Raw genomic sequence first — 23,156 nt, forward strand, 5'->3', positions numbered from 1 at the left:
TCTGAAAGAACATAGTTCTGTTTGACAGAACTTTAAGCGGGTGTTCAATGGGCGATAAGCGGGGTATACCCGTGAAATCGCGTTTTTCTGGAACTTGTGTTCTGCCAGATAGAACGATATAGTCCGCCGACCATCATTCGAAGGAAGCAGGCCGTGCCCAGGAATCCAGCAGATCACGCCGGCGGCGCAGCCGATCCGGCGACGGAAGAAGCGTCCAGCGGCGTCGCGGTGCTCGACCGCGCGTTCGCGATCCTCCGTGCGTTCGGCCAGACCGACGACCGGCTGTCGCTCGCCGAGTTGTCGCGCCGCACCGGGCTGTACAAGAGCACGATCCTGCGCCTGCTCGCCGCGCTCGAGCATGGCGGATTCATGCGCAAGCTCGATGATGGCCAGTACGCGGTCGGGCACGAGCCGTTGCGGCTTGCCGCGCTGTACCAGCGTTCGTTCCGCGTCGGCCCGGTGGTCGAGCCGCTCCTCGAGACGCTGAGCCGCGAGCTCGGGGAAACGGCGTCGTTCTATGTGCGCCAGGGCGACGTGCGCTCCGTGCTGTATCGCGTCGAACCCGCGCGGGCGGTGCGCGTGTCGATCCGCGTCGGCGAGGAGTTTCCGGTCGGCCAGGGCGCATCGGGCAAGGTACTGCTGGCCTTCACCGACACGCACGACACCCGCTGGAACGACGTGCGCGAACAGCTGTGGGCCGCGTCGTACGGCGAGCGCGACCCGGAAACGGCATCGGCGTCCGTGCCCGTGTTCGGCGCGGCCGGCGAATGCGTCGGTGCGCTGACGGTGTCGGGCCCGAAATCGCGGCTCGCCGCCGTGCCGGCGATGACGGCGGCGCTCACGATGTTGCTGCCGCTCGCGCAGAAGGCGACCGTCGCACTCGGCGGCGCGGGCGCCCGCTACGACGCGGCGGCCGTGCGCGACAGTCTCGCGCGGCTCGCGTCGTCGGCGGACGACGCCGCCCGGTCGTAGGACGCCGGTTGCGCGCGGCACGCGATACGGCAGCGCGAAAGGCGGCCGCATGCGACACTGGCCGGCGATGCACGCAGCGCGCCGTTCGCCGGCGACGCACCGAACGTGCAACCGTCAACCGGATCCGCCCGAGGAGACACCCGCGATGAACGCCGCGCGCACCGCCAGCTGGTATTTCGATTTCGTTTCGCCGTTCGCCTACCTGCAACAGGAACAGTTCGACCGGTTGCCGCCCGCCGCCGCGTTCGAGCCGCGGCCGATCGTGCTCGGCGCGCTGCTCGCGCACTGGGGCCAGAAAGCGCCGGCGGAAATCGCGGCCAAACGCGTGTTCACCTATCGGCATGCGCAATACCGCGCGGACAAGCTCGGCATTGCATTCCGGATGCCGCCCGCGCACCCGTTCAATCCGATCAAGCCGCTGCGCCTCGCGATCGCGATGGGCGGCTCGCACGACGCGATCCGGCGGATCTTCCGGCATATCTGGCGCGACGGCCAGGACGTCTCGACGCCGGCGGGCTTCGCCGCGCTGTGCGACGCCGTCGGCTTTCCGGACGGCGTCACGGCGGTCGAGGCCCAGCCGGTCAAGGATGCGCTGCGAGCGAACACGGATCGCGCGATCGCCGAGAACGTATTCGGTGTGCCGACGTTCGTACTCGACGACGACCTGTTCTGGGGCGAGGACGCGACCGACATGTTCGTCGACTGCGCGACGTCGCGCGCGTGGCTCGATTCGCCCGAGGTACGCCGGATCAGCGCGCTGCCGGAAGGAATCCGGCGCGGCTGACGGGCTGACGGCACGGCGGCCGTCACGCGCCGGCCGGCTCGCCCTCGCGCCCTTCGACAAGCATCGGCACGGCCTCGCGCATCATCGCGACGAACCGTACGAGCCGCGACGGATAGAACTGCGCATGCGGATAGGTCAGGTAGACGGGCAGCGGCGCGGCCTGCCACTCGGGTGCCAGATGGACGAGCTCGCCGCGCGCGAGATGGCCGGCGAGCATCCATGACGATCCGACGCACGCACCGACGCCCAGCAGCGCCGCGCTGCGCAGTGCATACAGGTTCGCGGTCGTGATGCGCGGCCGGATCGCGATGCGCCGCGTATCGCCCGTAACCGCATGCGTCAGCGTGAGTTCGTTGCGGTAGTAGGTGCGCAACGCGAGCCACGGCAGCGCGGCCAGCGCGTCGGGGTCGGCCGGGACGTCGGCACCGTTCAGCACCGACGGCGCGGCGACCACGAAACGCGGCACCTTCGCGATCCGGATCGCGACCACGCCCGGGTCGGTCGGCTCGCCGACCTGGATCGCGCAATCGATGCCGCTGCCGACGAAATCACGCACCTCGTCCTGCAGCAGCCACTCGACCGACACGCGCGGATAGTCGCGCAGGAACTGCGCGAGCGGCGCAACGAAACGCTGCTGGCCGAACGCGTGCGGCACCGCGACGCGCAGTAGCCCGTCCGGCTCCTCCTGCGCGCCGCGCAAATCGGCCTCGAACGCCGCCCAGCTCGCCAGCAGCTCCTTCGCCTGCTTGAAGCACCGCTCGCCGTCGACGGTCAGCCGCATCGTATGGGTCGTGCGTTGCAGCAACCGCATGCCGAGCGAATTTTCCAGCGCCTGCAGCCGCCGGCTGATGGTCGGCTGCGTCGTATGCAGCTGCACGGCGGCCGCCGACAAGCTGCCGGCCTCGACTATGCGCACGAACGTTTCCATCAGCTCGAAACGATAGCCGGCGCCGTCCACCGGCACCGCCTGAATGCGTCGAGACCCGCCAGCAGCGGGAGAAGAAGAGGATTTTTCGGTCATTCGTGGAGCGTATAACAAATCTGCGCGAGGCGGCACTACCGTCGCCGGCCGCGTACCGCCACACTCGCGTCCATCCCCTTCTTCAACCCAGGATGTACGCGATGTCCACCCCGACCCGTCTCGATGCCGCGCCCCGCGCGGCCCACGCTCCGGCCCGTCCGGCCGCCCATTCGATGCCCGATCGCCGGCTCGTGCTGCTGCTCGCGGCCGCCGCCGGCCTCGGCGTCGCCCCGCTCTACTACGCGCAGCCGATGCTCGGCGCGCTCGCGCCCGATCTCGGCGCGTCGGCGCGGGCGATCGGCTTCGTGCCGACGCTCACGCAGCTCGGCTATGCGCTCGGCATCCTGCTGCTCGCGCCGCTCGGCGACCGCTTCGACCGCCGCCGCGTGATCGTGACCAAGGCCGCCGCGCTGGTCCTCGCGCTGCTGCTGGCCGCCGTCGCGCCGTCGCTCGGGCTGCTGCTCGCGGCGAGCTTCGCGATCGGCCTCGCCGCGACGATGGCGCAGGACGTCGTGCCGGCCGCCGCGACGCTCGCGCACGATATGCATCGCGGCCGCATCGTCGGCACGGTGATGACGGGGTTGCTGCTCGGCATCCTGCTGTCGCGCGTCGTGGCCGGGTTCGTCGCCGAGACGGCCGGCTGGCGCGCGATGTTCGCGCTCGCGGCCGCCAGCGTCGCCGTGATCGGCGCCGTGGCCGCGCGCGGGTTGCCGCGCTTCGAGCCGACCACCCGGCTGCCGTATCGCGCGCTGATCGGCTCGCTCGGCGCGCTGTGGCGCGAGCATGCGGCACTGCGCCGCGCCGCCCTCGCGCAGGGGCTGCTGGCCGTGGGGTTCAGCGCGTTCTGGTCGACCCTTGCGGTGATGCTGCACGGCGCGCCGTTCCACCTCGGCAGCGCGGCCGCCGGCGCCTTTGGCCTCGCGGGTGCCGCCGGCGCGCTGGCTGCGCCGATCGCCGGGCGCCTCGCCGACCATCACGGCCCCGAGCGCGTCACGCGGATCGGAATCGGCATCGCAACGGTGTCGTTCGCGTCGATGGCCGCCGCGCCGCTGATGTCGCCGCATGCGCAACTCGTGCTGCTCGCGGTCGCGACGATCGGCTTCGATCTCGGCGTGCAGGCCACGCTGATCGCGCACCAGTCGATCGTCTACCGGATCGATCCCGCGTCGCGCAGCCGCCTCAATGCGGTGCTGTTCGTCGGCATGTTCATCGGGATGGCGGCCGGCGCAGCGATCGGCAGTCTGTTGCTCGCGCAACTGGGCTGGAACGCGGTGACCGGGCTGGCCGTCGCGACGTCGCTGGCCGCGCTCGCCGTACGGGTGTGGCGCAGCTGACGTCGGGCATCGCGTCACACCGGCGGCCAAGCCTCATCGGCTTGCCCGCTTTTTCTATTTTTTGATCGACGCGCATGACGCAGCGCCGCCCGGCAGATTCATACCGTTCCGGCGCGACAATCATTCATCCGGCGCAAGGTCCGCACGGGCCGGCAGAATGTCCAGTTCACCCAAATTTTTTTTCGGCGCTCGTGCACGCCCGCGCGCAAACGTCGGACGATTCATCCCTGCCGCACCGCTCGGCGCCTCCCCATCCGGCCCCACCGCCCAGCCCCGTTTTATCAGGGGAATCCCGGTATTTTTTCGCATTTTCTTCGAAATAACGGGTGACATACTTGCCCCCCGTTGCGCTCCGTGCGAGCGCGCTTTTCGATCCAGCCGGCCGCCCGTCATGCGCTGCGCGGCCGCCCGGGTCGCACAGGACATGAACAATTTCGACACGACGATCCAGATCTTTCTCACCCACCTGACGTTGGGCCCGTTGACGAATCACGCGATCCGCGTGATCGCGGGCCTCTACACGTTCAAGGGCTTCGTGCTCGTCCCGGTGCTGTGCTGGCTGTGGTTCCAGCCCGGCCCGAACCGCGAGCGGCAACGCGAGTTCGTCGTCGCCACCGTCGCGAGCGGGCTCGTCGCCCTCGCCGTCGGCCGCGTGCTCGCACAGGTGCTGCCGTTCCGCGTACGGCCGATCTACAACCCCGACCTGCACCTGCACTTTCCGTCGAGCGGACTGCGCGCGGCGACGTTGCAGACCTGGAGTTCGTTTCCGAGCGATCACGCGATGCTGTGGATGGCGATCGCGACCGGCATCTTCATCATCGCGCGCCGCGTCGGCATCGTCGCGCTGCTGTATTCGGTCGTGTTCATCTGCCTGCCGCGCGCGTATCTCGGCTTTCACTATCCGACCGACCTGATCGCGGGCGCGGCGATCGGCATCGCGATCGCGTGGCTGCTGACGCGCGATGCGATCCGCTCGCGCTTCGCACCGCAGGTGCTGGAGATGATCCGGCGCTTCCCCGCGCCCGCCTATACGCTCGCGTTCCTGCTGTGCTTCGAGTTGATCACGCAGTTCGACGAACTGCTGACGCTCGCGCAGTCGGCCACGCGCACGATGTGACGAGCAGGCGCGCGATGCTGCCGCTGCTGCTGTCGTTCCGTCGCCCCGGCGCGCGCTGCCGGCCATGCGCGGCCGCGGCACGGCCGGCGACGACCGCGTCCGTCAGTCGCGATCGGGCGCGCCGAGCGGAAAGAACGCACGATACGGCCGCGCCTCGTCGACCGCGCGCGCGAACGACGGCCGCGCGAGCAGACGCTTGCGGTACGCGATCACGTTCGCGAACGCCGGATCGATCCGGTGCGTCCAGTCCGCATAGAACAGGAACGGCGCCGCGCCGCAATCGGCGAGGCTGAAACGGTCGCCGGCCGCCCATTCGCGATCGGCCATCGTCTTGTCGAGCCACGCATACGACGTGTCGAGCATCGCGCGCGCGTCGGCCACCCCGCGCGCATCGCGCTCGGCTTGCGGTCGCAGCGCGTCGTACACGACCTTCTGCTGCGGCGTCGCCACGTAGTTGTCGAAGAAGCGGTCCATCGTCCGCACCTCCAGCGCGGCGCGCGGATCGTCGGGCAGCAGGCGCACGGGGCCCGGATAGGCGAGGCCGAGATACTCGACGATGATCGACGCCTCGATCACCGTGCGACCCGCATCGACGAGCACCGGGAAGCGCTTCAGCGGCCACAGCGCCGTCAGTTCCTGCATTGGCTTCGGATCGTCGTGCGCGAGCACGCGATACTCGAACGGCGTGTCGTTCTCGTACAGCGCGGTCAACACCTTCTGGCAATAGGACGAAAAGGGGTGGGCGTAAAGCGTCGGCATCATCGTGGAGGCTCCCGGGGTTGCGCGCCGCGTCACGCGGCGCCACATGATCGGATACCTTGACGACGCACGGCGCCCGGCCGTTTCGACATCGGCCCGATATTTTTTCGAAGGACAGGCCTGGGCCGCTACGAGCGGCCGTCCATCACGACGCGCCCTTCGGCGCGCCAGCGCAGCATCCCGCCGCCGAGATTCGCGACCGCGTCGAAGCCGGCCTGCTTCAGGATCACGGTGGCCTGCGCGGAACGGCCGCCGGCCCGGCACACGGTCACGACCGGCCGGTCGCGCGCGATTTCGCCGGTGCGCGCGGCCAGTTCGCCGAGCGGAATCGGCGTCGCGCCGGGCAGATGGCCGAGGGGGCCCGCGAATTCGTCCGGTTCGCGCACGTCGACGACCTGCACGGCCGGCAGATGATCCTCGAGCCATTGCGGATCGATTTCCCAGAAGCCGGCGAACGTATAGACGAGCGGCGCCCAGTCGGCGGCCGCCTGCGCATCGGGCGCGTTCGCGGCGACGCCGCACTGCAGGTTCGCCGGCACCGCGACGTCGATCTGGCGCGGATGCGCGAGCCCGAGGTTGCGCATGTAGCCGGCGAAATCGTCTTCGCTGAGATCGCCGCCGAGGCGCGGGTTGAAGCGGCGCTCCTCGCCGACGCTCGTCACCGTGAGCCCGCGATAGTCGTGCGCTGGGTACAGCAGGCACGCGGCCGGCAATGTGAAGAGCCGGCCGTGCACTGCGCGATACAGCGCGCGCGGGTCGCCCTGCTGGAAGTCGGTGCGGCCGGTGCCGCGGATCAGCAGGCAATCGCCGGTGAACGCCAACGATTCGTCGTCGAGCACGAGACTGATGCAGCCGCTCGTGTGGCCGGGCGTCGCGCGCACGGTCAGGTAGCGCGCGCCGAACACGCAGCGGTCGCCGTCGTTCAGGTAGCGGTCGGCGCCTTGCGCGCCACTTGCGGCCGAGATCGCGATCGTGCTGCCCGTGCGCTGCTTCAGCAGCCACGCACCCGTCACGTGATCGGCATGCACGTGCGTGTCGACGGTCGCGACGAGCCGCAGCCCGAGTTCATCGAGCAGCGCCGCGTCGCGGCGCACCTGCTCGAACACGGGATCGATCAGCAGGGCCTCGCGCGAGGCGCTGTCGGCGAGCAGGTACGTGTACGTCGACGATTGCGGGTCGAAAAGTTGCCGGAAGATCATGGCTCGGTTGCTCCGTTGTCGACTGACGCCGGCTGCAAGCAAAAGGGCACAGCCGTACCGCGCGTCCTTAAAGCGTAGATCAAAACGTGCACCGCGGATGATCCGCGAGTAGCTGATTCAAACCACACGTGCACGACGATTCAGTAGATATATCGATGACGAGTACACGCAATCTGTGACGGACAGCTCTCACCCTCGCCCGAGGGTCATACACCACGAGCCCTAGATATAATCGCGTGGTTGCGCTCTAGCCGCACCAGAGCTGTCAGTGCAAAGAGACACTTACTGAGAGAGACCATAATATGAAAAGAATCGCTGCAATCCTGCTCTGCGTCGCTTTGGCAGCCCCTACGATCAGCCTTGCACGGGGTGGGCACTATGCCGGTGGTCACGGGTCATCCCATAAGGGGGGCAAGTACAAGAATGCTCGCACCGGAGACCATTACGAGCGCCGCCGCTGAGCCCGTCCATACTGGTCCGAAACAATGATTAACGATCACGTGATCCAAGTGACGGAGGTCCTCGGAAGAACCACTCAAGGGATCACCGAACCATTCCTGTGTCGAGGCGACGATGGTGCGCTTTATTACGCAAAGGGCCGGGCTGCTGGCCGCAAGAGTTTGGTATCCGAATGGCTCGCAAGCTCACTCGCACGTGAATTTGGCCTCCCGATCGCACCCTTCGCTGTCGGCGAGGTGGACGACGCGATCGTCCAGTTTGGAGCTCCTGAGCTAGCCGACCTGGGCGCCGGCTACGTGTTCCTTTCCCGACGGGCCGAAAGCGTAATGGAATTTACTTGGCTGAACATACAAGAAGTCCCGTTAGTTGTTCGGAGCGATGTCCTTATCTTCGACTACTGGGTGAGGAATCAGGACCGCATACTCACCGATCTGGGAGGCAATCCCAACCTGCTTTGGGACCCGACACGCAAGGAACTTGTCGTCATTGACTTCAATCAGGCATTTGATACGGACTTCGATTGCGACACATTCTTTTCGTCCCATGCGTTCGCCGGATCGTGGGATCATGTCTTTGAGGACTTGATTGAGCGCCAACACTATGAAGATCGGCTTCATGCCGCCCTCGGCCAACTCGAGGGCATTTGCGATAGAATGCCCGATTCTTGGTGGTGGCTTGACGACGATCTTCCCCTCAATTTCAGCCAAGATGACGCAAGTTCAATCCTGACGGAGTACCTGCCCAACTTCTGGAGTCGCCGATGAAACATGCTTGCCGATACACCATCGTGCGCTTCATGCCGTACCCAGAGACTGGCGAATTCGCAAACATCGGCATCGTTCTGATGAGTCCGACGGCCAAGTACGTCGGATACAAGCTGATCGAGCGCGTATCTCGGATCACCGCATTCTTTGAAGAACTCGATGCAAACATTTTTCGTAAGGCACGAAAGGTGTATGCGACCGAGTTGGTCCGCATTGCACAATCAATCGAGCGAGCATTTGCGGAAGCAAGCATGGGGCCAAGTGCGGACTTCGCAAACTTCGCGTTCCGTGAACTTGTCAAACCGCGAGAAGGGTTGGTGACTGCTCAAGGCGACCGGGTAGTGATGACGGATGGGCATCCCAGCGAAAAGCTCGAGGAACTTTTCGATCACTATGTCGGTAGATCGTTTGCGACGAAAGCGTATCAAGAGCGATTCGTTGAGAAGAGGATTCACCAAATCCTCCGAGCGGCAGATCTGACTGGCCTTTACCGGGAACACACCTTAGGCAAGGACGATACCTACAAGGCACGCCTGCCCTTCGTTCGCGTCAACGCTGCCGGCGATGCCGTAAGGGCTATTAAGCCAATTTTCTTGGCCCATGACGATCCAACTCGGCTGTACGACCATGGTTGGGATTGGATCGGAAAAATCAGGAAGTTGCGACGCGATCAGACTCTAGTGGGTGATGTTCTCTTTGCCGCCGAAGCCCCGAAAGAAAGCTTCGGCCCGAGAGCAGCGGCCTATGCAGAAATCAGCGAGCAGTTGAAACTCAGCGATATTGCCTTGGCCCGTGAAACAGAACGCAGTCGTATTCTCGCGTTTGCGGGAGACACTCCCGACCTTGAAACCAGCGATTCTGACTAACCACTGTCAACTAGCCCCGCCCAGTGCGGGGCTTCTCATATATCGAGACGTGGCTGGCAACGCCAAGCCGGGACCTCATGTCCGACTTTCTCTTGTCTAATACATGTCGATGACGATCGATCCGAAGCAGGCCGCCGCGCTGCTGGCCGTCGCCGACACCGGCAGCTTCGAGCAGGCGGCCGTGCGCCTGCACGTGACCGCGTCCGCCGTCACGCAGCGGGTCCGCGCGCTGGAGGCGAGCCTCGGCACGCCGCTCGTGCTGCGCACGCGGCCGTGCCGCCCGACAGTGGCCGGACAGCGCGTGCTGCAGCACCTGCGCCGCGTCGCGCTGCTGCAGGCCGACCTGCAGAGCACGCTCGCGGCCGAGCGCGAATCGCCGATCTCGGTCACGATCGCGCTCAACTCCGACAGCCTCGGCACGTGGTTCCTCCCCGCGCTGACGTCCGTGCTCGCGGGCGAGCGGATCCTGTTCGAGCTGATCGTCGAGGATCAGGATCACACGTTCGCGCTGCTCGAAAGCGGGATGGCGGTCGGCTGCGTGACGACCGAGCCGAAGCCGATGCGCGGCTGCATCGCGACGCCGCTCGGCACGATGCGCTACCGGCTGCTCGCGGCCGCCGCGTTCGCGGTGCGCTGGTTTCCGCGCGGGCTGAACCGCACGAGCGCACGCCATGCGCCCGTCGTCGCGTATTCGCGGCGCGACACGCTGCAATCGTCATTTCTGAAGGAGAAGTTCGGGTTGCCCGAAGGCGCGTACCCGTGCCACTACGTGCCGGGCACCCATTCGCACTTCGCGGCGGTGCGGCACGGGCTCGGCTACGCGATGGTGCCGGAGCCGCTGATCGGCGCCGCGCCGCTCGATGCGCAGGGACTCGTCGATCTCGCGCCCGCGCATCCGACCGACGTCACGCTGTACTGGCACGCATGGACCGTGCAGTCGCCGACGATGGCGTCGCTGTCGGAGCGGGTCGTCGAAGCGGCGCGCCGGCTGCTCGCGCCGCTGCCGTAACGCGCTGGCGAGTGGGCGATCGACACGGCAAGGATCGGCCGACGACGCACCGCGCCACCCTTTCGGGTATTGCGTCATGCCACGCCGCGCCGGCCGGCGTGTTCTGCTTCATGCGCGACGCTGCGCGAAATACGCGCCGACCGCGCCGAGAAACGTGTCGATATCCGCACGCGACACGTCGCAATGGGTGACGAAGCGCGACGCATACAGCATCTGCGTGAGGATCCCGCGCTCCTTCAGCCACGCCTCGAGCGGTGCGCAATCGGCTTCGGGGAATTGCGCGAACACCATGTTCGTCGCACGCGACAGCACCTTCACCGAATCGATGCGTGCGAGGCCGGCGGCGAGATGTGCGGCATTCGCGTGATCGTCCGCGAGCCGCTCGACGTTGTGATCGAGCGCATACAGGCACGCCGCCGCGAGAATGCCCGACTGCCGCATCCCGCCGCCCAGCACCTTGCGCCAGCGCTGCGCGCGCTCGATCAGCGCACGGCTGCCGACCAGCACCGACCCGACCGGCGCACCGAGCCCTTTGGAGAAGCAGATCGACACGGTGTCGAACGGCGCGCACAGCTCGGCGATCGAGCGGCCCGATGCGACGGCCGCGTTGCAGACGCGCGCGCCGTCGAGGTGCGTCGACAGCCCGCGGCTACGCGCGAACGCGACGGCTTCCTGCACATAGCCTTCCGGCAAGACCTGGCCGCCGATCGTGTTTTCGAGCGCGAGCAGGCGCGTGCGGGCAAAGTGATTGTCGAGCGGCTTGATCGCCGCGGCGATCTTCGCGAGCGGCAGCGTGCCGTCCGGCGCGTTCTCGATCGGTTGCGGCTGGATGCTGCCGAGCACGGCCGCGCCGCCGCCTTCGTACTTGTAGGTATGCGCGAGCTGGCCGACGATGTATTCGTCGCCGCGCTCGCAATGCGACATCAGCGCGGCCAGGTTGCTCTGCGTGCCGCTCGGGAAGAACAGGCCGGCTTCCTTGCCGGCCCGCTCGGCCGTCACCGCCTGCAGGCGCAGGACGGTCGGGTCGTCGCCCCACACGTCGTCGCCGGTTTCGGCGGCGGTCATGGCGGCCAGCATCGCCTGGCTCGGACGTGTCACGGTATCGCTGCGTAAATCGATCATCGCTGTGCCCTGAGTAAACGCGAGCCGGCATCCCTGCGTCCGGCCCTGCCGAAAACGAGACTCAGAGTGTACGCAATTCACGCGGCATGTGCCGACGGATGCGCGGCGATCGCGTGCGTCAGTATCGCGGCGGCGGCGGCTGGACGCCCGCCGGCGGCATCGGCGGCGCGGCGCGCGGCGCAGTCCCGCCATAGCCCCCATATCCACCGCTCATCCCGCCCGGCACCGGCACGCGGTTGCCTGTCGCATACATGCATTGCAGATACGCGTAGTCGTAGCGGCGCTGGACGTCATAGGCCGAGCCCTGCGCGGCGCCCGCGCCGACGACGCTGCCCGCGAGCAGCCCCGCGCCCGCGCCGACCGCCGCGCCGGCGCCGCCGTTGAATGCGGCGCCGGCCGCCGCACCGAGCGCGGTGCCGACGGCCGCGCTGCCGACCGCGCTCGCGGTCGACGCCTGCCCGGCGCTCACGCCGCCCGATTGCTCGAACGCGTACTGCCGGCAACTGCCGTCGTCGGCGCGGAACTGGTCGAACGACTTGCCGGTGCCCGGCAGCGCCATCACGCTCGGCCCGGTCGGCATGTAGGCGCACGCACCGAGCAGCGCGGCGAGCGACATTACCGCCGGCACGCGCAGCAGTCGAAATACGGTTCTCATCATTGCGCCTCCGTCACTGCGGCCGCGCCGGCACCGAGCGCCAGCCCGACTTGCAGGTCTTCACGTACGGGTAGTAATGCTTCGACGCGTCGCAGTAGTACCAGAGGTTCGCGTCGCCGTTGTCCTGCGGCTGCCCCTGCTCGACATACTCGGTCGGCGGCGGCGGAGCGACCGGCACCGCGACGACGGGCGGCGGGTAGTAGTAAGGCGCAGGGACAACCGGGGCGTAATACGGGTAGCCGGGGCCGATATAGACTCCGACCCGGGCGGCATGCGCCACGCCGCCCGTCGCGACCGCCACCGCGGCGGCCGCACCCAGCGCGAGTTTCAATCCATTCACGTCACGTTCTCCGGCTGGCCGGTTCGTCGATGCGAACCCTGCATCCCGAACGCTACGCCGCATGCGATCCGGCATCCATTACCAACGCCCACGCGAATGTTGCGCGCCGTTACCCGTGTGACGAACGGCCCCGCCCGTCCGGACCGGCGCGTTACACGCTAACGGATCGAAACCGATCCCCGTCCCTGCACACGGTTTTCGCGCACGCAAAACCGTTCCGATGATGCGACGCGCCATATTGACGCACGTGCGGCAGACCGCCACGCCGCGGCCGCACGCGCCGCGAGCGGCCTTCTTGATACGAATCAACGATTTATCCGGAAATCGCCCGCGACGGGCTGGACATCTGCGACGAGTTGGCGCATTTCGCGGTGCAACATCGCGGCCCATACTCCAGCCAACCCCGACGCCCGTCCGCCGGGGGCCGCCGGCACCCGCCGGCGGGTATCGTCAGCCTCGGTCATCTGGTATGGACACCGCACTTTCGGCCCTCGATCTGGCCCGCCTGCAATTCGCGTTCACCGTCTCCTTTCACATCGTCTTTCCGGCGCTGAGCATCGGCCTCGCCAGCTTCATCGCCGTGCTCGAATATCGCTGGCTCAAGACCGGCAAGCAGTACTACAAAACGCTCTGCCTGTTCTGGTCGAAGATCTTCGCGGTCGCGTTCGGGATGGGCGTCGTGTCCGGCGTCGTGATGAGCTATCAGTTCGGCACCAACTGGTCGGGCTTCTCGAGCTTCGCCGGCGCCGTCACCGGCCCGCTGCTGATGTACGAGGTCATGACCGCGTTCTTCCTCGAAGCCGGCTTCCTCGGCATCATGCTGTTCGGCTGGAACCGCGTGAGCCCGCGCGCGCACTTCGGCGCGACGCTGATGGTCGCGATCGGCACGCTGATCTCCACGTTCTGGATCCTCGCGTCGAACAGCTGGATGCAGACGCCGCAGGGCTTCGAGATCGTCGACGGCCGGGTCGTGCCGACCGACTGGTTCGCGATCATCTTCAACCCGTCGTTCCCGTACCGCCTGTTCCACATGGCGATCGCCGCGTTCATCGTCGCCGCGCTGGTGGTGGCCGCGACCGGCGCATGGCACCTGCTGAAGGGCCGCCGCGACAAGGGTGTGAAGAAGATGTTCTCGATGGCGCTGTGGCTGCTGCTCGTGCTCGCGCCGCTGCAGGCCGTGATCGGCGATCAGCACGGCATCAACACGCTGAAGCACCAGCCCGCGAAGATCGCCGCGATCGAAGGGCTGTGGGAAACCGAAAAGGGCGGCACCGCGCTCAACCTGTTCGGCATTCCCGACATGAAAGCCGAAACGACCCGCTACGCGGTGAAGGTGCCGCACCTCGGCAGCCTGATCCTCACGCACAGCTGGGACGGCGAGATCCGCGGGCTGAAGGACTTCCCGCCGCAAGACCGCCCGAATTCGACGGTCGTGTTCTGGAGCTTCCGGATCATGGTCGGCCTCGGCTTCGCGATGATCGGCCTCGCCGCGCTCGCGTGGTTCCTGCGCCGCCGCGGCCGCCTGTATGAATCGAAGTGGTTCCAGCGCTTCGCGCTCGTGATGGGCCCGACCGGTTTCGTGTCGCTGCTCGCCGGCTGGGTGACGACCGAAGCGGGCCGCCAGCCGTGGGTCGTATATGGCGTGATGCGCACCGCGCAGGCCGTGTCGCCGCTGTCGGTGCAGCAGGTCAGCCTGTCGATGATGACGTTCGTGATCGTGTACTTCCTCGTGTTCGGCACCGGCGTGTACTACATGCTGAAGCTGATGAAGGCCGGCCCTGCGCTGCCCGACGTCAAGCACGACGATAAACCGGACACGCGCCCCGATCACACCGCGCGCCGCCCGATGTCGGCCGTCGACGAGCTGATCGAGACCGTCTGAGCCCACCCCATTCGCAAACGAGAAAACCTATGGACGTCACCGTAATCTGGGCCGCGATCATCGCATTGGGGCTCTTCATGTACGTCGTGCTCGACGGCTTCGACCTCGGCATCGGCATCGTCTTCCCGTTCTTCCCGGACGAAAAGGAACGCGACCTGATGATGAACACGGTCGCGCCCGTGTGGGACGGCAACGAGACGTGGCTCGTGCTCGGCGGCGCCGGGCTGTTCGCGGTGTTCCCGATCGTCTATTCGACCGTGCTGTCGGCGCTGTACCTGCCGCTGATCTTCATGCTGGTGTGCCTGATCTTCCGCGGCGTGTCGTTCGAGATCCGCGCGAAGGCACGGCGCACGAAGCAGCTGTGGGATCTCGCGTTCATCGGCGGCTCGGCCGGCGCCACGCTGTTCCAGGGGATCGCGCTCGGCGCGTTCCTGCAGGGCATCGACGTGAAGGACGGCGTGTACGCCGGCGGCGCGTTCGACTGGCTCACGCCGTTCAGCCTGCTGACGGGCCTCGGCCTGATCGTGACCTACGCGCTGCTCGGTTGCTGCTGGCTCGTCGCGAAGACCGAAGGCGACCTGCAACGCCGCCTGCATCGCGTCGTGTGGCCGCTGACCGTCGTGCTGCTCGGCTTCATCGCGGTGATCAGCCTGTGGACGCCGCTGCAGGATCGGGCCATCGCGCAGCGCTGGTTCGACTCGGGGCTGTTCTGGCGCCTGCTGCCGGTGCCGTTCCTCGTGGCCGCATGCGCGGTGTGGATGCGCCGCGCGGTGCGCGACCGGCATGACATGACGCCGTTCGTGCTGGCGCTGGCGCTGGTGCTGCTCGGCTACGTCGGCCTGCTCGTCACGCTGTTTCCCTATGCGATTCCGCAGACGATGACGATCTGGGAAGCGGCGGCGCCGCGTTCGAGCCAGACCTTCACGCTGGTCGGCGCAGCGGTTATCCTCCCGATTATCATCGCCTATACGACGATGGGTTATTGGGTATTCCGAGGCAAGGTGCGCCATGAAGACCAGCATTACTACCACCACTGATTCCACCGCCGGTCAGCCCGGCGCGCCGCGGCCGCGGATGCGCGGCTGGATGTGGTTCGTCGTTCTGTGGGCGGGCGGCGTGATCGGCGCCGTGACGCTCGGCTATGCGTTCAAGATCTTCATGAACCTGACGCTGTTTGCGGTGAAGTAGGCGGAGCGGCCGCCCGGGTCGAGCGATGGACCGGGCGGCCGTTTTGTCGTTGGGCCGCGGCTTCGGCCGGATGCAGCCAGCGCGGCAATAACCGGGGACCCGCGGACGACACGTCCCGCCCGGCTACGGGTTCTGTCGCACCACACCCAATTTAAGCCCCAGCATGCCGAAGATGCGATTCATCGTCTGTACCGTCCCGTCGCTGCGACCCTGCTCGATATCCTGAATTGTCTTGGTCGACACGCCGGCCAGCTTGGCCACTTCGGCACTCGTCAACCGCATCGTCTTCTTTAAATGACGCACCGATTCGCGCAGCGTCCATTCAGGATGTGCAAGAACCTCCTCGACCGCTTGCCGCCGCAGTGCGAGCTGCTCGGGAAGCGGCATCGTGTTATAGCGTTTGTCCATGGTGTCATCCCCGCTTAGCGCAGCGCATCCAGTTCGCGCGCAAACCGCTCCAGGCCCGGTTTAAGAAACGCATGCACATCGGGCTCCAGCCCACAATCCGTTCCTTGATCGGCGATCTCCTGTAGGCGCGGTGCCATTGCACGCAGCCGCGTCCGCAATGCATCGCGATCGAGCACGGGTCGCTCGCTCCCCGCCCGGGATTCGCTCGACCGGACCACCGTGTCAAGCACTCTCGCCCAGTCGGGCCGGCCACCGTCATTTCCCTCCCAGTGCATGCGTCGGGCAATGCCATCGGGATGCAGATACATCGGCGCGAAGTCGAAAAGCGGCGTCAACGCGATGCGTCCTTGGAAATCGCGTTGCAACGCGGTGTTTCGCGCATGATTGTCCTTATTGCCCAACGCAAGATTGGCGACGTCGCGACACAAGTACTCCGCAACCTCGGCCTGCGGATCGGTACATTGCCGTACGAGATGCGCGCATACCTCGTCGTGACTCGGCACGACGCCGAAGCCGGCTTTGCCCGTCAACGAAGCAATGCTTTCCTGGGCGAACCGGACAACGCCGTCACCCACTCGCGCGCGATCGAACCGTGGAATGAACAGCGCCCGCTCACGCAGCGTCAGCGGTGCATGCACGCGCAGACCGAGACGCTGGGCCAACGCCATGTAGGGCGCTTCGTGACGCAGAATCTGTGCAAGGCGCTCGTTGCTGCCGCGCCCGAACTTGACGATGTAGTGGGCAACCGCACGCTCGTCGGGCAGCGTGTGATCGAGATAGAGCAGCCCATCGTCGGCACGGGTCAGCAATAGCTTCGGCCATTCACCCTGCACACCCGAGGAGCCCGCAACGAAGAATCCGTGTTCGGCGAGATATTCGCTGAATGCGTCCCCGCGCATGGCGACGTCGTCGTCCGTGAAACCTTGCTGCGGCCCCTGTCGCTCGGCAAGCCACTGCGCGGCTTCCTTGATCCGCAGATTACCGATCGAATTGCCGGCTCCCGCCAGCAGTAATGGCCAATCGGCACGCTCCTCGGCCGTTTCCGGCAAATCGAGGCGGCGCAACAGTTCCTGGCGACCGAAACCCTGGGGCAACAAATCGATCAGGAAGACCGGCCAATGGGATGTCGCCAGCGGCTCAAGTTCGACGGGAAAGGTGCACGACGTCGCATGCGCATCGCGCGCGGCCTGATGACGGACGACCCATTCAACGCCGTAGCCCGAGTAGGCGCGAGCGCGCCATCCTTCGTCAGGCTCGCCGAACAAGGTGACGCTGCCGATGTCGTGCCAGTGACCGGCGGCGTGAAGCTGAATGGTGCAGGAATTCGTCATTTCGGCAAAAATCTATACAAATTGTATCTCTCGATACGAACAAAATATATAAATTTCTACTGAAATGCAAACTGCGGGGCCGAACTACCCGGAAAGGGATCTGCCGGCCTCATTGCGCCTCACCCCCGCCCGCGCAACGCCGCATCGATCTTCCGATCGGTCTTGTACTGGCTCAGCGCATATACCGACCAGATCGCGGCCGGCAGCCAGCCGATGATCGTGAGTTGCAGAAGGAGACAGATGATCCCGGCGATCGGGCGGCCGATCGTGAAGAACTGGAACCACGGGAGCAGCAGGGCGAGCAGCAGGCGCATGAACGATCCTCTCGGTACGTCGTTGAACGGGTGACACCCGGCCAATATGGCGGGTTGCGCGCCCCGTTTCAAGCCCGGGCGCGACGTTCGCCGGGCGCCCCCTCCCCCGATACCCTGCGCTACGCCGAATCGGCCAGCCACTGCGCGACGCGCAGGACGAGCGCGTCCGCTTCGTCGAAGCACTCGACCCCCGCCACCTGCGGCGCCCCGCAAATCGTGAACACCGGCTTGCCCCACTGCAGCCCGAGCGCGATTTCCGACAGCGTGCCGAGGCCGCCGCCGACCGCGATCAGGCACACCGACGCACGTGCGACCAAGGCATTGCGCGTGATGCCGAGCCCGGTCGGCAGCGCGACGCTCAGATACGGATTCGCCAGCGCGGCATCCTCCTCGGGCAACAGCCCGATCGCGCAGCCGCCGGCCGCGTGCGCACCGCGCGCGGCGGCCTCCATCACGCCCTGCTTGCCGCCGCCGACGAGCGCGACGCCCGTCGCCGCCACCGCGTGCGCGATCCGTTCCGCGACCCGCATCTGTTCATCCGTCGCGTCGCGCGGGCCGATCACGCCGACCGGCATCCGGTGCCGGTGCGTGCCGCGTTGCCGTTGCGCGAGTCGCGCGAGCGCGTCGCGCGCCGGTTCGGACCACGCGCATTCAATGACGTCGTTGGCGAACAAGGCCTTCCCCCAGTGCAAGAACGCAGGTACAGATGGCCGTCAGCACGATCGACAGCGCGGCCGCCTGCGAAAAATCGGTTTGCCCGTCCGACAGCTTCAGATACATCAGCAGCGGCAGGATGTTGATCTGCGTGCCGGCCAGCGCAATCGCCGTGCCGTAAGTACCGAGCGCGATCGCCGTCACGAGGCACCATGCGGACGCGACCGACGGCCACAGCTCGCGCCACGCGACGTCGAGCCACGCGCGCCACGGCCGCGCGCCGAGCGTCAGCGCCGCTTCGAGCGGCCGCCGGTCGAGATTCGCGAGCGTCGGGTAGATCATCAGCGCGACGCGCGGGATCAGGTAGTACGCATAGGCGACCGCGAGCCCCGGCATCGTGTAGATCGCGCCGCCGACCACGGTCGGATCGGCGCCGAGCGCGGCCAGCAGCGTGGTCACGAAGCCCGCGCGGCCGAATGCGAGGATGAAGCCGTACGCGATCACCAGCCCCGAAAACGCCAGCGGCACGCCGAGCAGCGCGAGCGACCAGTGGCGACGGGCCGGCGACTGCCCGGCGAGCGCGAACGCGACCGGCACGCCGACGGCGACCGACAGCGTGCCGGCGCCCACCGCCAGCGCCAGCGAGCGCGCGATCGCATCGGCGACGAGCGGATCGCGCCACACCGCCGCGAACGCGCGGCCGCCGCCCGCGCCTGCCGCATCGACCAGCGCGGCCAGCGGCAGCACGAAGCACACCGCGAGCAAGACCGCCGCGGGCAGCGCGCCGAAGCGGCGCAGCACGCCGCGCTCGGATAAGGAAGCGAGCATCCCGCGCCCCTTACTGGCCGAGCGTGGCCTGCGACCACAGCTGGTCGACCTCGGCCTTGCGCGCCGCCGCCTTCGCGACATCGAGCGGGCGCACCTGCGGCGCGTTCGGCAGCTTCGCCGCGACGTCCGCCGCGACCGGCGTGCCCGGCACCGCCGGGCGCACGTAGCCTTGCGCGAACAGCGCCTGCCCGACGTCGCTCATCACGAGGTTGAGCCAGAGCTGCGCGGCGGACGGATTCGGGCCGTTCTTCACGAGACTCATCGCATACGGCGCCGACACGCTGCCGTCCTGCGGAATCACGACGTCGGCCGCGTCCCCCATGCCGTCCGCGTACTTCGCCTTGAGGCCGTCGTTCTCGTAGCCGATCAGGATCGGAATCTCGCCCTTCACGAACTTCGCGTACGGCGTCGTACCCTCCACGCGCAGTACGTTGCCGGCCTGCTTCAGCTTGCCGAAGAAGTCGGCGCCCGGCTTCGGGTTATCGACGCTGCCGCCGTTCGCATACGCGGCCGCGAACACCGCGACCTGGCCCTGCCCGGTCGAGCGCGGGTCGAGATAGACCACCGCGTTGCGGTACTCGGGCTTCAGCAGGTCCGACCAGCGCTGCGGTACGTTCTTGACGAGCTTCCGGTTGACGAGGAACGCGATGTTCAGCGAATGCACGGCGAACCAGCGGGCGTCGGTCGCGCGGAACACGCCCGGCAGCTTGTCGAAGTTGACCGGCCGGAACGGCGCGACGACGTCCTTGCCCGCGGCGTCGAGCGCCGACGCCGCGAAGTAGTACGCGGTATCGGCCTGCGGACGGCGACGCGACTTGTCGAGCGCGACGACGGTCGCGGCCGAGCCGATGTCGTTGTACGTGATCTCGACCTTCGGGTAGCGCTTGCGGAATTCGGCGAACAGCGCCTTCCAGTTCGCCCATTCGGGGCCGGTATCGAACGACACGACGAGCCCTTCGTCGGCCGCCTTCGCGTACAGCGCGTCTTCGCCCGGATACAGCGGCGCGGCCTGCGCCGCCGCGCTGGAAAGCGCCGCGAGCGCGCACAGCGCCAGCACGCGGGCGCGCATGGCCTTCACAAAAAGGGAGCCTGCAAGCATCGTGAATCTCCGTTGAACGAAAGAGGTCATTGCGCGGCCGGCGACGCCGGCAGCACGAGCAGATGGCAAGGGTCGATCGCGATGCTGCGCGCGGCGGGCTCGCGCCCTTCGCACAGCAGCACGTCGGCCGAACCGTCCGGAATGAAGTCGTAGCGCTGCGTCGCGCCGAAATAGCGCACGTCCCCGCGACGGCCGTCGATGCGGTTGGCGCTGTGTTCGGGCGGATCGGCCTGCACGTGTTCGGGGCGCACCAGCACCTCGATTTCCGCACCCGGCCGGTGCCCGCCCGTTTCCGCGCGCAGCGTCGCGAAACGCACGTCGACGGTGCCCTGCGCGAGCACGCGGCCGCGCAGCAATGTCGAATGCCCGACGAAGCGCGCGATCTCGGCGGTCGCCGGGCGCTCGTACAGGTCGCGCGGCGTGCCGGCCTGAAGCACGCGGCCGCCGTCGACGATCGCGACGCGGTCGGCCATGCTCAGCGCTTCGTCCTGGTCGTGCGTGACGAACAGCGTCGTCGCGCCGCAGGCGCGCTGCAGTGCGCGGATCTCGTCGCGCAACTGATGACGGATGCCGGCATCGAGCGCCGCCAGCGGCTCGTCGAGCAGCAGCAGCTTCGGTTCGATCACGAGCGCCCGCGCGAGCGCGACGCGCTGCTGCTGTCCGCCGGACAGCATCGCGATGCCGCGCGTCGCATGCGACGACAACCCGACCCGCTCGAGCATGTCCAGCGCGCGCCGGCGCCGCACGTCGGCCGCGACGCCGCGCATCCGCAGCCCGTACGCGACGTTGTCGACGACCGACAGGTTCGGGAACAGCGCGTAGTGCTGGAACACCATCCCCACTTCGCGCCGCCACACGGGCACGCCGGCCACGTCGTCGCCGCCGATCGCGATGCGGCCGCGCCAGCCGTCGAGCAGCCCGGCCGCGAGCCGCAGCAGCGTGGATTTGCCGGACCCGCTGCGGCCCATCACCGCGAGCAGTTCGCCCTGCGCGGCCGACAGCGTGACGTCGTCGACGCCATGACGGGCGCCCGGATACTGGAAACTGACGTGTTCGAATTCGAGGCTCATGGATGACTCACTTCAGACGTTGCACGGTGCCGACGGACACGAGCGTCGCGAGCACGGCGAGCACGAGCAGCACGACCGTGGCCGCGCACGCCATCCCCGTCGCGCCGTAGAACGCCTGCAGCAACACGATCGGATAGTTCCGGTAGCGAAAGCCGGCGATCAGGTTCGAAATCTGGAATTCGCCGATCGACAGCGCGGCCACCATCACGAGGCCGGAAAACAGGCTGTGGCGCAGGTTCGGCAGCACGATCGTGACGAACTGGCGCAGCGGCGTCGCACCGAGCGTCGCCGCGCAGGCCTCGAGCCGCGCGAGGCCGAGGTGGCGCAGGTCGCCGAGCAGCGTCTGCAACAGATACGGCAGCGTCAGCACCGCGTGCGCCGCGATCATCAGCGGCAACGTGCCGAGCCACGGCAACGTGTCGCCGCTGAAGATCGCGATGTAGCCGAAGCCGAGCGTCAGCGCCGGCACGGCGACCGGCATCAGCATCACGATGCGCGTCGCGAACCCGCCGCCTGCCTGCGCGCGATGATGCAGCGCATACGCGAGCGGCAGGCCGATCACCGCGTTGAGCGCGCAGCACGCCAGCGCCACGATGAAGCTCACGCCGAACGCGCGCGTGAAGCTCCGGTTCGCGGCCAGATCGGCGAACCAGTGCCCGGTGACGCCGGCGGGCAGCAACGTGTTCGTCCACGATTCGCCCACCGCGCCGATCAGCAGCAATGCGATCGGCAACAGCAGGTAGAGGCCGAACACCGCGAGCAGCGCCTGCAGCAGCAGGCGCCCGACGGGCGGCCGGGCCGGTTTGTTACGACGAATCGGAATACCGTCGGCGATGGCCGGGGTGGTTGACGAAGACATGAAGACACTCGCGGACGATCGAAAAAACCTCGCGCAACGCCCGCCGGACGGGCCCGCATGCGTTGTCGAAGCCGGCGCAGTGTGCGGTTTCGACATGGCATCGTCATGAAAAAAACGTAAAAAGCGCGCATCGATCTATGCAAGGACGGAACAGCTCGCGATGAAGCACCTGTATCCGAACGTGGCGGAGCTGCATGCGTTCGCCACGTCCGCGAAGTACCTGAACTTCTCCTACGCGGCCCGCGAACTGGGCCTGACGCCGAGCGCGGTCAGCCGGCAGATCGCGAACCTCGAGGCGCTGTTCGGCGTGAAGCTGTTCGTGCGCGAGGGGCGCGGCCTCGCGCTCACCCGTGCCGGTCAGGTCTATCACGCGCGCGTCGTCGGGCCGCTGCGCGAAATCGGCAACGCGTCGATCGAGCTGCTAAGCGCCCGCGAGAACGGCGACCTGCTGACGATCGCGAGCGTGCCGACGTTCACGACGAAGTGGCTGTTGCCGAGGCTCACGCGCTTTCTCGCCGCCGCGCCGGGGGTCACGCTGAGCTTTCGCCGCCATCTCGCGCCCGGCGACGTGTTTCCGTTCGGGCTGGACGCGGCGATCCGCTACGGCGACGGTGGATGGGAGGGCGTGCGAAGCGACTATCTGGGCGGGCGGACCTTCGTGCCGGTCTGCTCGCGCGAATTCGTCGACCGGCATGCGCTGCGCGTGCCCGCCGACGCGGCGGCGGCGCCGCGCCTCGTGCACGAGCAGGCGGAGATCGCGTGGTCCGCATGGGCGGAACGTCATCGCGCGTCGCAGATGAACGCGCTGGCCGGGCCGCGCTTCGAGCAGTATTCGGTGCTGATCCAGGCGGCCCAGGCCGGGCTCGGGATCGCGCTCGTGCCGCGCTTCCTGATTCTCGACAATCTGGCGGCGGGCACGCTGATCGAGCCGTTCGACGCGCCCGTCGACGTCGACGCGCAGGGGCACTATCTGTGCTACGCGCCGGAGCGCCTCGACACGAGCGAGGCGTTGCGGCGTTTCAAGGAATGGATGCTGGACGAAGCCGGGCGTCCGTAGGGCGGCGCAGCGTCGTACGGGCCGCGCCGACGCGCACCGCCGCACGACAGCGCGCGCCCGTTGCC

25 protein-coding genes are annotated in these 23,156 nt (G+C 67.4%); 11 read left to right on the forward strand and 14 right to left on the reverse strand.

Going from position 1 to position 23,156, the window contains the following annotated elements; genetic code table 11:
• Positions 1-153: 153 nt before the first annotated feature.
• Positions 154-972 carry an IclR family transcriptional regulator gene (locus QZM72_RS04635; protein WP_301737334.1) on the forward strand — a complete coding sequence of 273 codons (819 nt, stop codon included), beginning with the start codon at positions 154-156 and terminating at the stop codon, positions 970-972.
• 145 nt (positions 973-1,117) lie between these two features.
• Complete coding sequence (locus QZM72_RS04640) at positions 1,118-1,756, forward strand: 2-hydroxychromene-2-carboxylate isomerase (protein WP_301737335.1); 639 nt, start codon at positions 1,118-1,120, stop codon at positions 1,754-1,756.
• Between the two features lie 22 nt (positions 1,757-1,778).
• Here QZM72_RS04640 and QZM72_RS04645 read toward each other — a convergent pair whose 3' ends face one another.
• Positions 1,779-2,777, reverse strand: coding sequence for a LysR family transcriptional regulator (locus QZM72_RS04645; protein ID WP_301737336.1), 999 nt, complete (start codon positions 2,775-2,777; stop codon positions 1,779-1,781).
• Between the two features lie 101 nt (positions 2,778-2,878).
• Between QZM72_RS04645 and QZM72_RS04650 the strand changes: the two genes are divergently transcribed.
• Positions 2,879-4,111 carry an MFS transporter gene (locus tag QZM72_RS04650; RefSeq protein ID WP_301737337.1) on the forward strand — a complete coding sequence of 411 codons (1,233 nt, stop codon included), beginning with the start codon at positions 2,879-2,881 and terminating at the stop codon, positions 4,109-4,111.
• A 424-nt stretch (positions 4,112-4,535) separates the two neighbouring features.
• Positions 4,536-5,228, forward strand: a complete 693-nt coding sequence (locus tag QZM72_RS04655; RefSeq protein WP_301737338.1) for a phosphatase PAP2 family protein — start codon at positions 4,536-4,538, stop codon at positions 5,226-5,228.
• A gap of 102 nt (positions 5,229-5,330) precedes the next feature.
• Here QZM72_RS04655 and QZM72_RS04660 read toward each other — a convergent pair whose 3' ends face one another.
• A complete protein-coding gene (locus tag QZM72_RS04660; RefSeq protein ID WP_301737339.1) occupies positions 5,331-5,990 on the reverse strand; it encodes a glutathione S-transferase family protein in 660 nt (219 codons plus the stop codon).
• A 125-nt stretch (positions 5,991-6,115) separates the two neighbouring features.
• Complete coding sequence (locus QZM72_RS04665; protein ID WP_301737340.1) at positions 6,116-7,186, reverse strand: rhodanese-like domain-containing protein; 1,071 nt, start codon at positions 7,184-7,186, stop codon at positions 6,116-6,118.
• A 485-nt stretch (positions 7,187-7,671) separates the two neighbouring features.
• Between QZM72_RS04665 and QZM72_RS04670 the strand changes: the two genes are divergently transcribed.
• The 3 genes from QZM72_RS04670 to QZM72_RS04680 all read left to right on the forward strand — a co-directional run bounded on the left by QZM72_RS04670 (position 7,672) and on the right by QZM72_RS04680 (position 10,284).
• Positions 7,672-8,409, forward strand: coding sequence for a HipA family kinase (locus tag QZM72_RS04670; protein ID WP_301737341.1), 738 nt, complete (start codon positions 7,672-7,674; stop codon positions 8,407-8,409).
• On the forward strand, positions 8,406-9,275 hold the full coding sequence (locus tag QZM72_RS04675; protein WP_301737342.1) for a DUF3037 domain-containing protein: 870 nt from the start codon (positions 8,406-8,408) through the stop codon (positions 9,273-9,275). Before QZM72_RS04670 ends, QZM72_RS04675 begins: the two co-directional genes overlap by 4 nt.
• Before the next feature lie 103 nt (positions 9,276-9,378).
• Positions 9,379-10,284, forward strand: a complete 906-nt coding sequence (locus tag QZM72_RS04680; protein WP_301737343.1) for an HTH-type transcriptional regulator ArgP — start codon at positions 9,379-9,381, stop codon at positions 10,282-10,284.
• A 108-nt stretch (positions 10,285-10,392) separates the two neighbouring features.
• Here QZM72_RS04680 and ltaE read toward each other — a convergent pair whose 3' ends face one another.
• The 3 genes from ltaE to QZM72_RS04695 all read right to left on the reverse strand — a co-directional run bounded on the left by ltaE (position 10,393) and on the right by QZM72_RS04695 (position 12,401).
• Entirely contained in the window at positions 10,393-11,406 is a 1,014-nt protein-coding gene (ltaE, locus tag QZM72_RS04685) for a low-specificity L-threonine aldolase (protein ID WP_301737344.1), read from the reverse strand.
• Between the two features lie 118 nt (positions 11,407-11,524).
• Entirely contained in the window at positions 11,525-12,061 is a 537-nt protein-coding gene (locus QZM72_RS04690) for a hypothetical protein (protein WP_089470931.1), read from the reverse strand.
• Between the two features lie 13 nt (positions 12,062-12,074).
• Positions 12,075-12,401, reverse strand: coding sequence for a hypothetical protein (locus tag QZM72_RS04695; protein ID WP_027810181.1), 327 nt, complete (start codon positions 12,399-12,401; stop codon positions 12,075-12,077).
• A gap of 469 nt (positions 12,402-12,870) precedes the next feature.
• Between QZM72_RS04695 and QZM72_RS04700 the strand changes: the two genes are divergently transcribed.
• The 3 genes from QZM72_RS04700 to QZM72_RS04710 are packed head-to-tail and all read left to right on the forward strand — an operon-like array spanning position 12,871 to position 15,471.
• Positions 12,871-14,283, forward strand: coding sequence for a cytochrome ubiquinol oxidase subunit I (locus QZM72_RS04700; RefSeq protein ID WP_301737345.1), 1,413 nt, complete (start codon positions 12,871-12,873; stop codon positions 14,281-14,283).
• Between the two features lie 29 nt (positions 14,284-14,312).
• Complete coding sequence (gene cydB / locus QZM72_RS04705; protein ID WP_089470780.1) at positions 14,313-15,320, forward strand: cytochrome d ubiquinol oxidase subunit II; 1,008 nt, start codon at positions 14,313-14,315, stop codon at positions 15,318-15,320.
• Positions 15,292-15,471, forward strand: a complete 180-nt coding sequence (locus QZM72_RS04710; RefSeq protein WP_050012191.1) for a hypothetical protein — start codon at positions 15,292-15,294, stop codon at positions 15,469-15,471. Before cydB ends, QZM72_RS04710 begins: the two co-directional genes overlap by 29 nt.
• Positions 15,472-15,594: 123 nt before the next feature.
• Here QZM72_RS04710 and QZM72_RS04715 read toward each other — a convergent pair whose 3' ends face one another.
• The 8 genes from QZM72_RS04715 to QZM72_RS04750 all read right to left on the reverse strand — a co-directional run bounded on the left by QZM72_RS04715 (position 15,595) and on the right by QZM72_RS04750 (position 22,034).
• Positions 15,595-15,879 (reverse strand): helix-turn-helix domain-containing protein, encoded by a 285-nt coding sequence (locus QZM72_RS04715; protein WP_301737346.1) that lies wholly within the window; start codon positions 15,877-15,879, stop codon positions 15,595-15,597.
• A gap of 14 nt (positions 15,880-15,893) precedes the next feature.
• Entirely contained in the window at positions 15,894-17,210 is a 1,317-nt protein-coding gene (locus QZM72_RS04720; RefSeq protein ID WP_301737347.1) for a type II toxin-antitoxin system HipA family toxin, read from the reverse strand.
• 119 nt (positions 17,211-17,329) lie between these two features.
• Positions 17,330-17,524 carry a YqaE/Pmp3 family membrane protein gene (locus tag QZM72_RS04725; protein ID WP_006480346.1) on the reverse strand — a complete coding sequence of 65 codons (195 nt, stop codon included), beginning with the start codon at positions 17,522-17,524 and terminating at the stop codon, positions 17,330-17,332.
• 119 nt (positions 17,525-17,643) lie between these two features.
• Positions 17,644-18,099, reverse strand: coding sequence for a TIGR00725 family protein (locus QZM72_RS04730; protein ID WP_301737710.1), 456 nt, complete (start codon positions 18,097-18,099; stop codon positions 17,644-17,646).
• A 76-nt stretch (positions 18,100-18,175) separates the two neighbouring features.
• A complete protein-coding gene (locus QZM72_RS04735; RefSeq protein WP_301737348.1) occupies positions 18,176-19,006 on the reverse strand; it encodes an ABC transporter permease in 831 nt (276 codons plus the stop codon).
• Positions 19,007-19,016: 10 nt separating this feature from the next.
• The gene (locus QZM72_RS04740; protein WP_301737349.1) at positions 19,017-20,105 is read right to left on the reverse strand and encodes an extracellular solute-binding protein; all 1,089 of its coding nucleotides are present in this window, start codon (positions 20,103-20,105) and stop codon (positions 19,017-19,019) included.
• Between the two features lie 26 nt (positions 20,106-20,131).
• Complete coding sequence (locus tag QZM72_RS04745; protein WP_301737350.1) at positions 20,132-21,175, reverse strand: ABC transporter ATP-binding protein; 1,044 nt, start codon at positions 21,173-21,175, stop codon at positions 20,132-20,134.
• 7 nt (positions 21,176-21,182) lie between these two features.
• The gene (locus QZM72_RS04750; RefSeq protein ID WP_301737351.1) at positions 21,183-22,034 is read right to left on the reverse strand and encodes an ABC transporter permease; all 852 of its coding nucleotides are present in this window, start codon (positions 22,032-22,034) and stop codon (positions 21,183-21,185) included.
• Between the two features lie 160 nt (positions 22,035-22,194).
• Here QZM72_RS04750 and QZM72_RS04755 point away from each other — a divergent pair, with 160 nt between their 5' ends.
• Complete coding sequence (locus QZM72_RS04755; protein ID WP_301737352.1) at positions 22,195-23,091, forward strand: LysR substrate-binding domain-containing protein; 897 nt, start codon at positions 22,195-22,197, stop codon at positions 23,089-23,091.
• The last annotated feature ends 65 nt before the right edge of the window (positions 23,092-23,156 follow it).

The organism is Burkholderia sp. AU45388, assembly GCF_030481585.1.
GTDB classification, from domain to species: Bacteria; Pseudomonadota; Gammaproteobacteria; order Burkholderiales; family Burkholderiaceae; genus Burkholderia; species Burkholderia sola.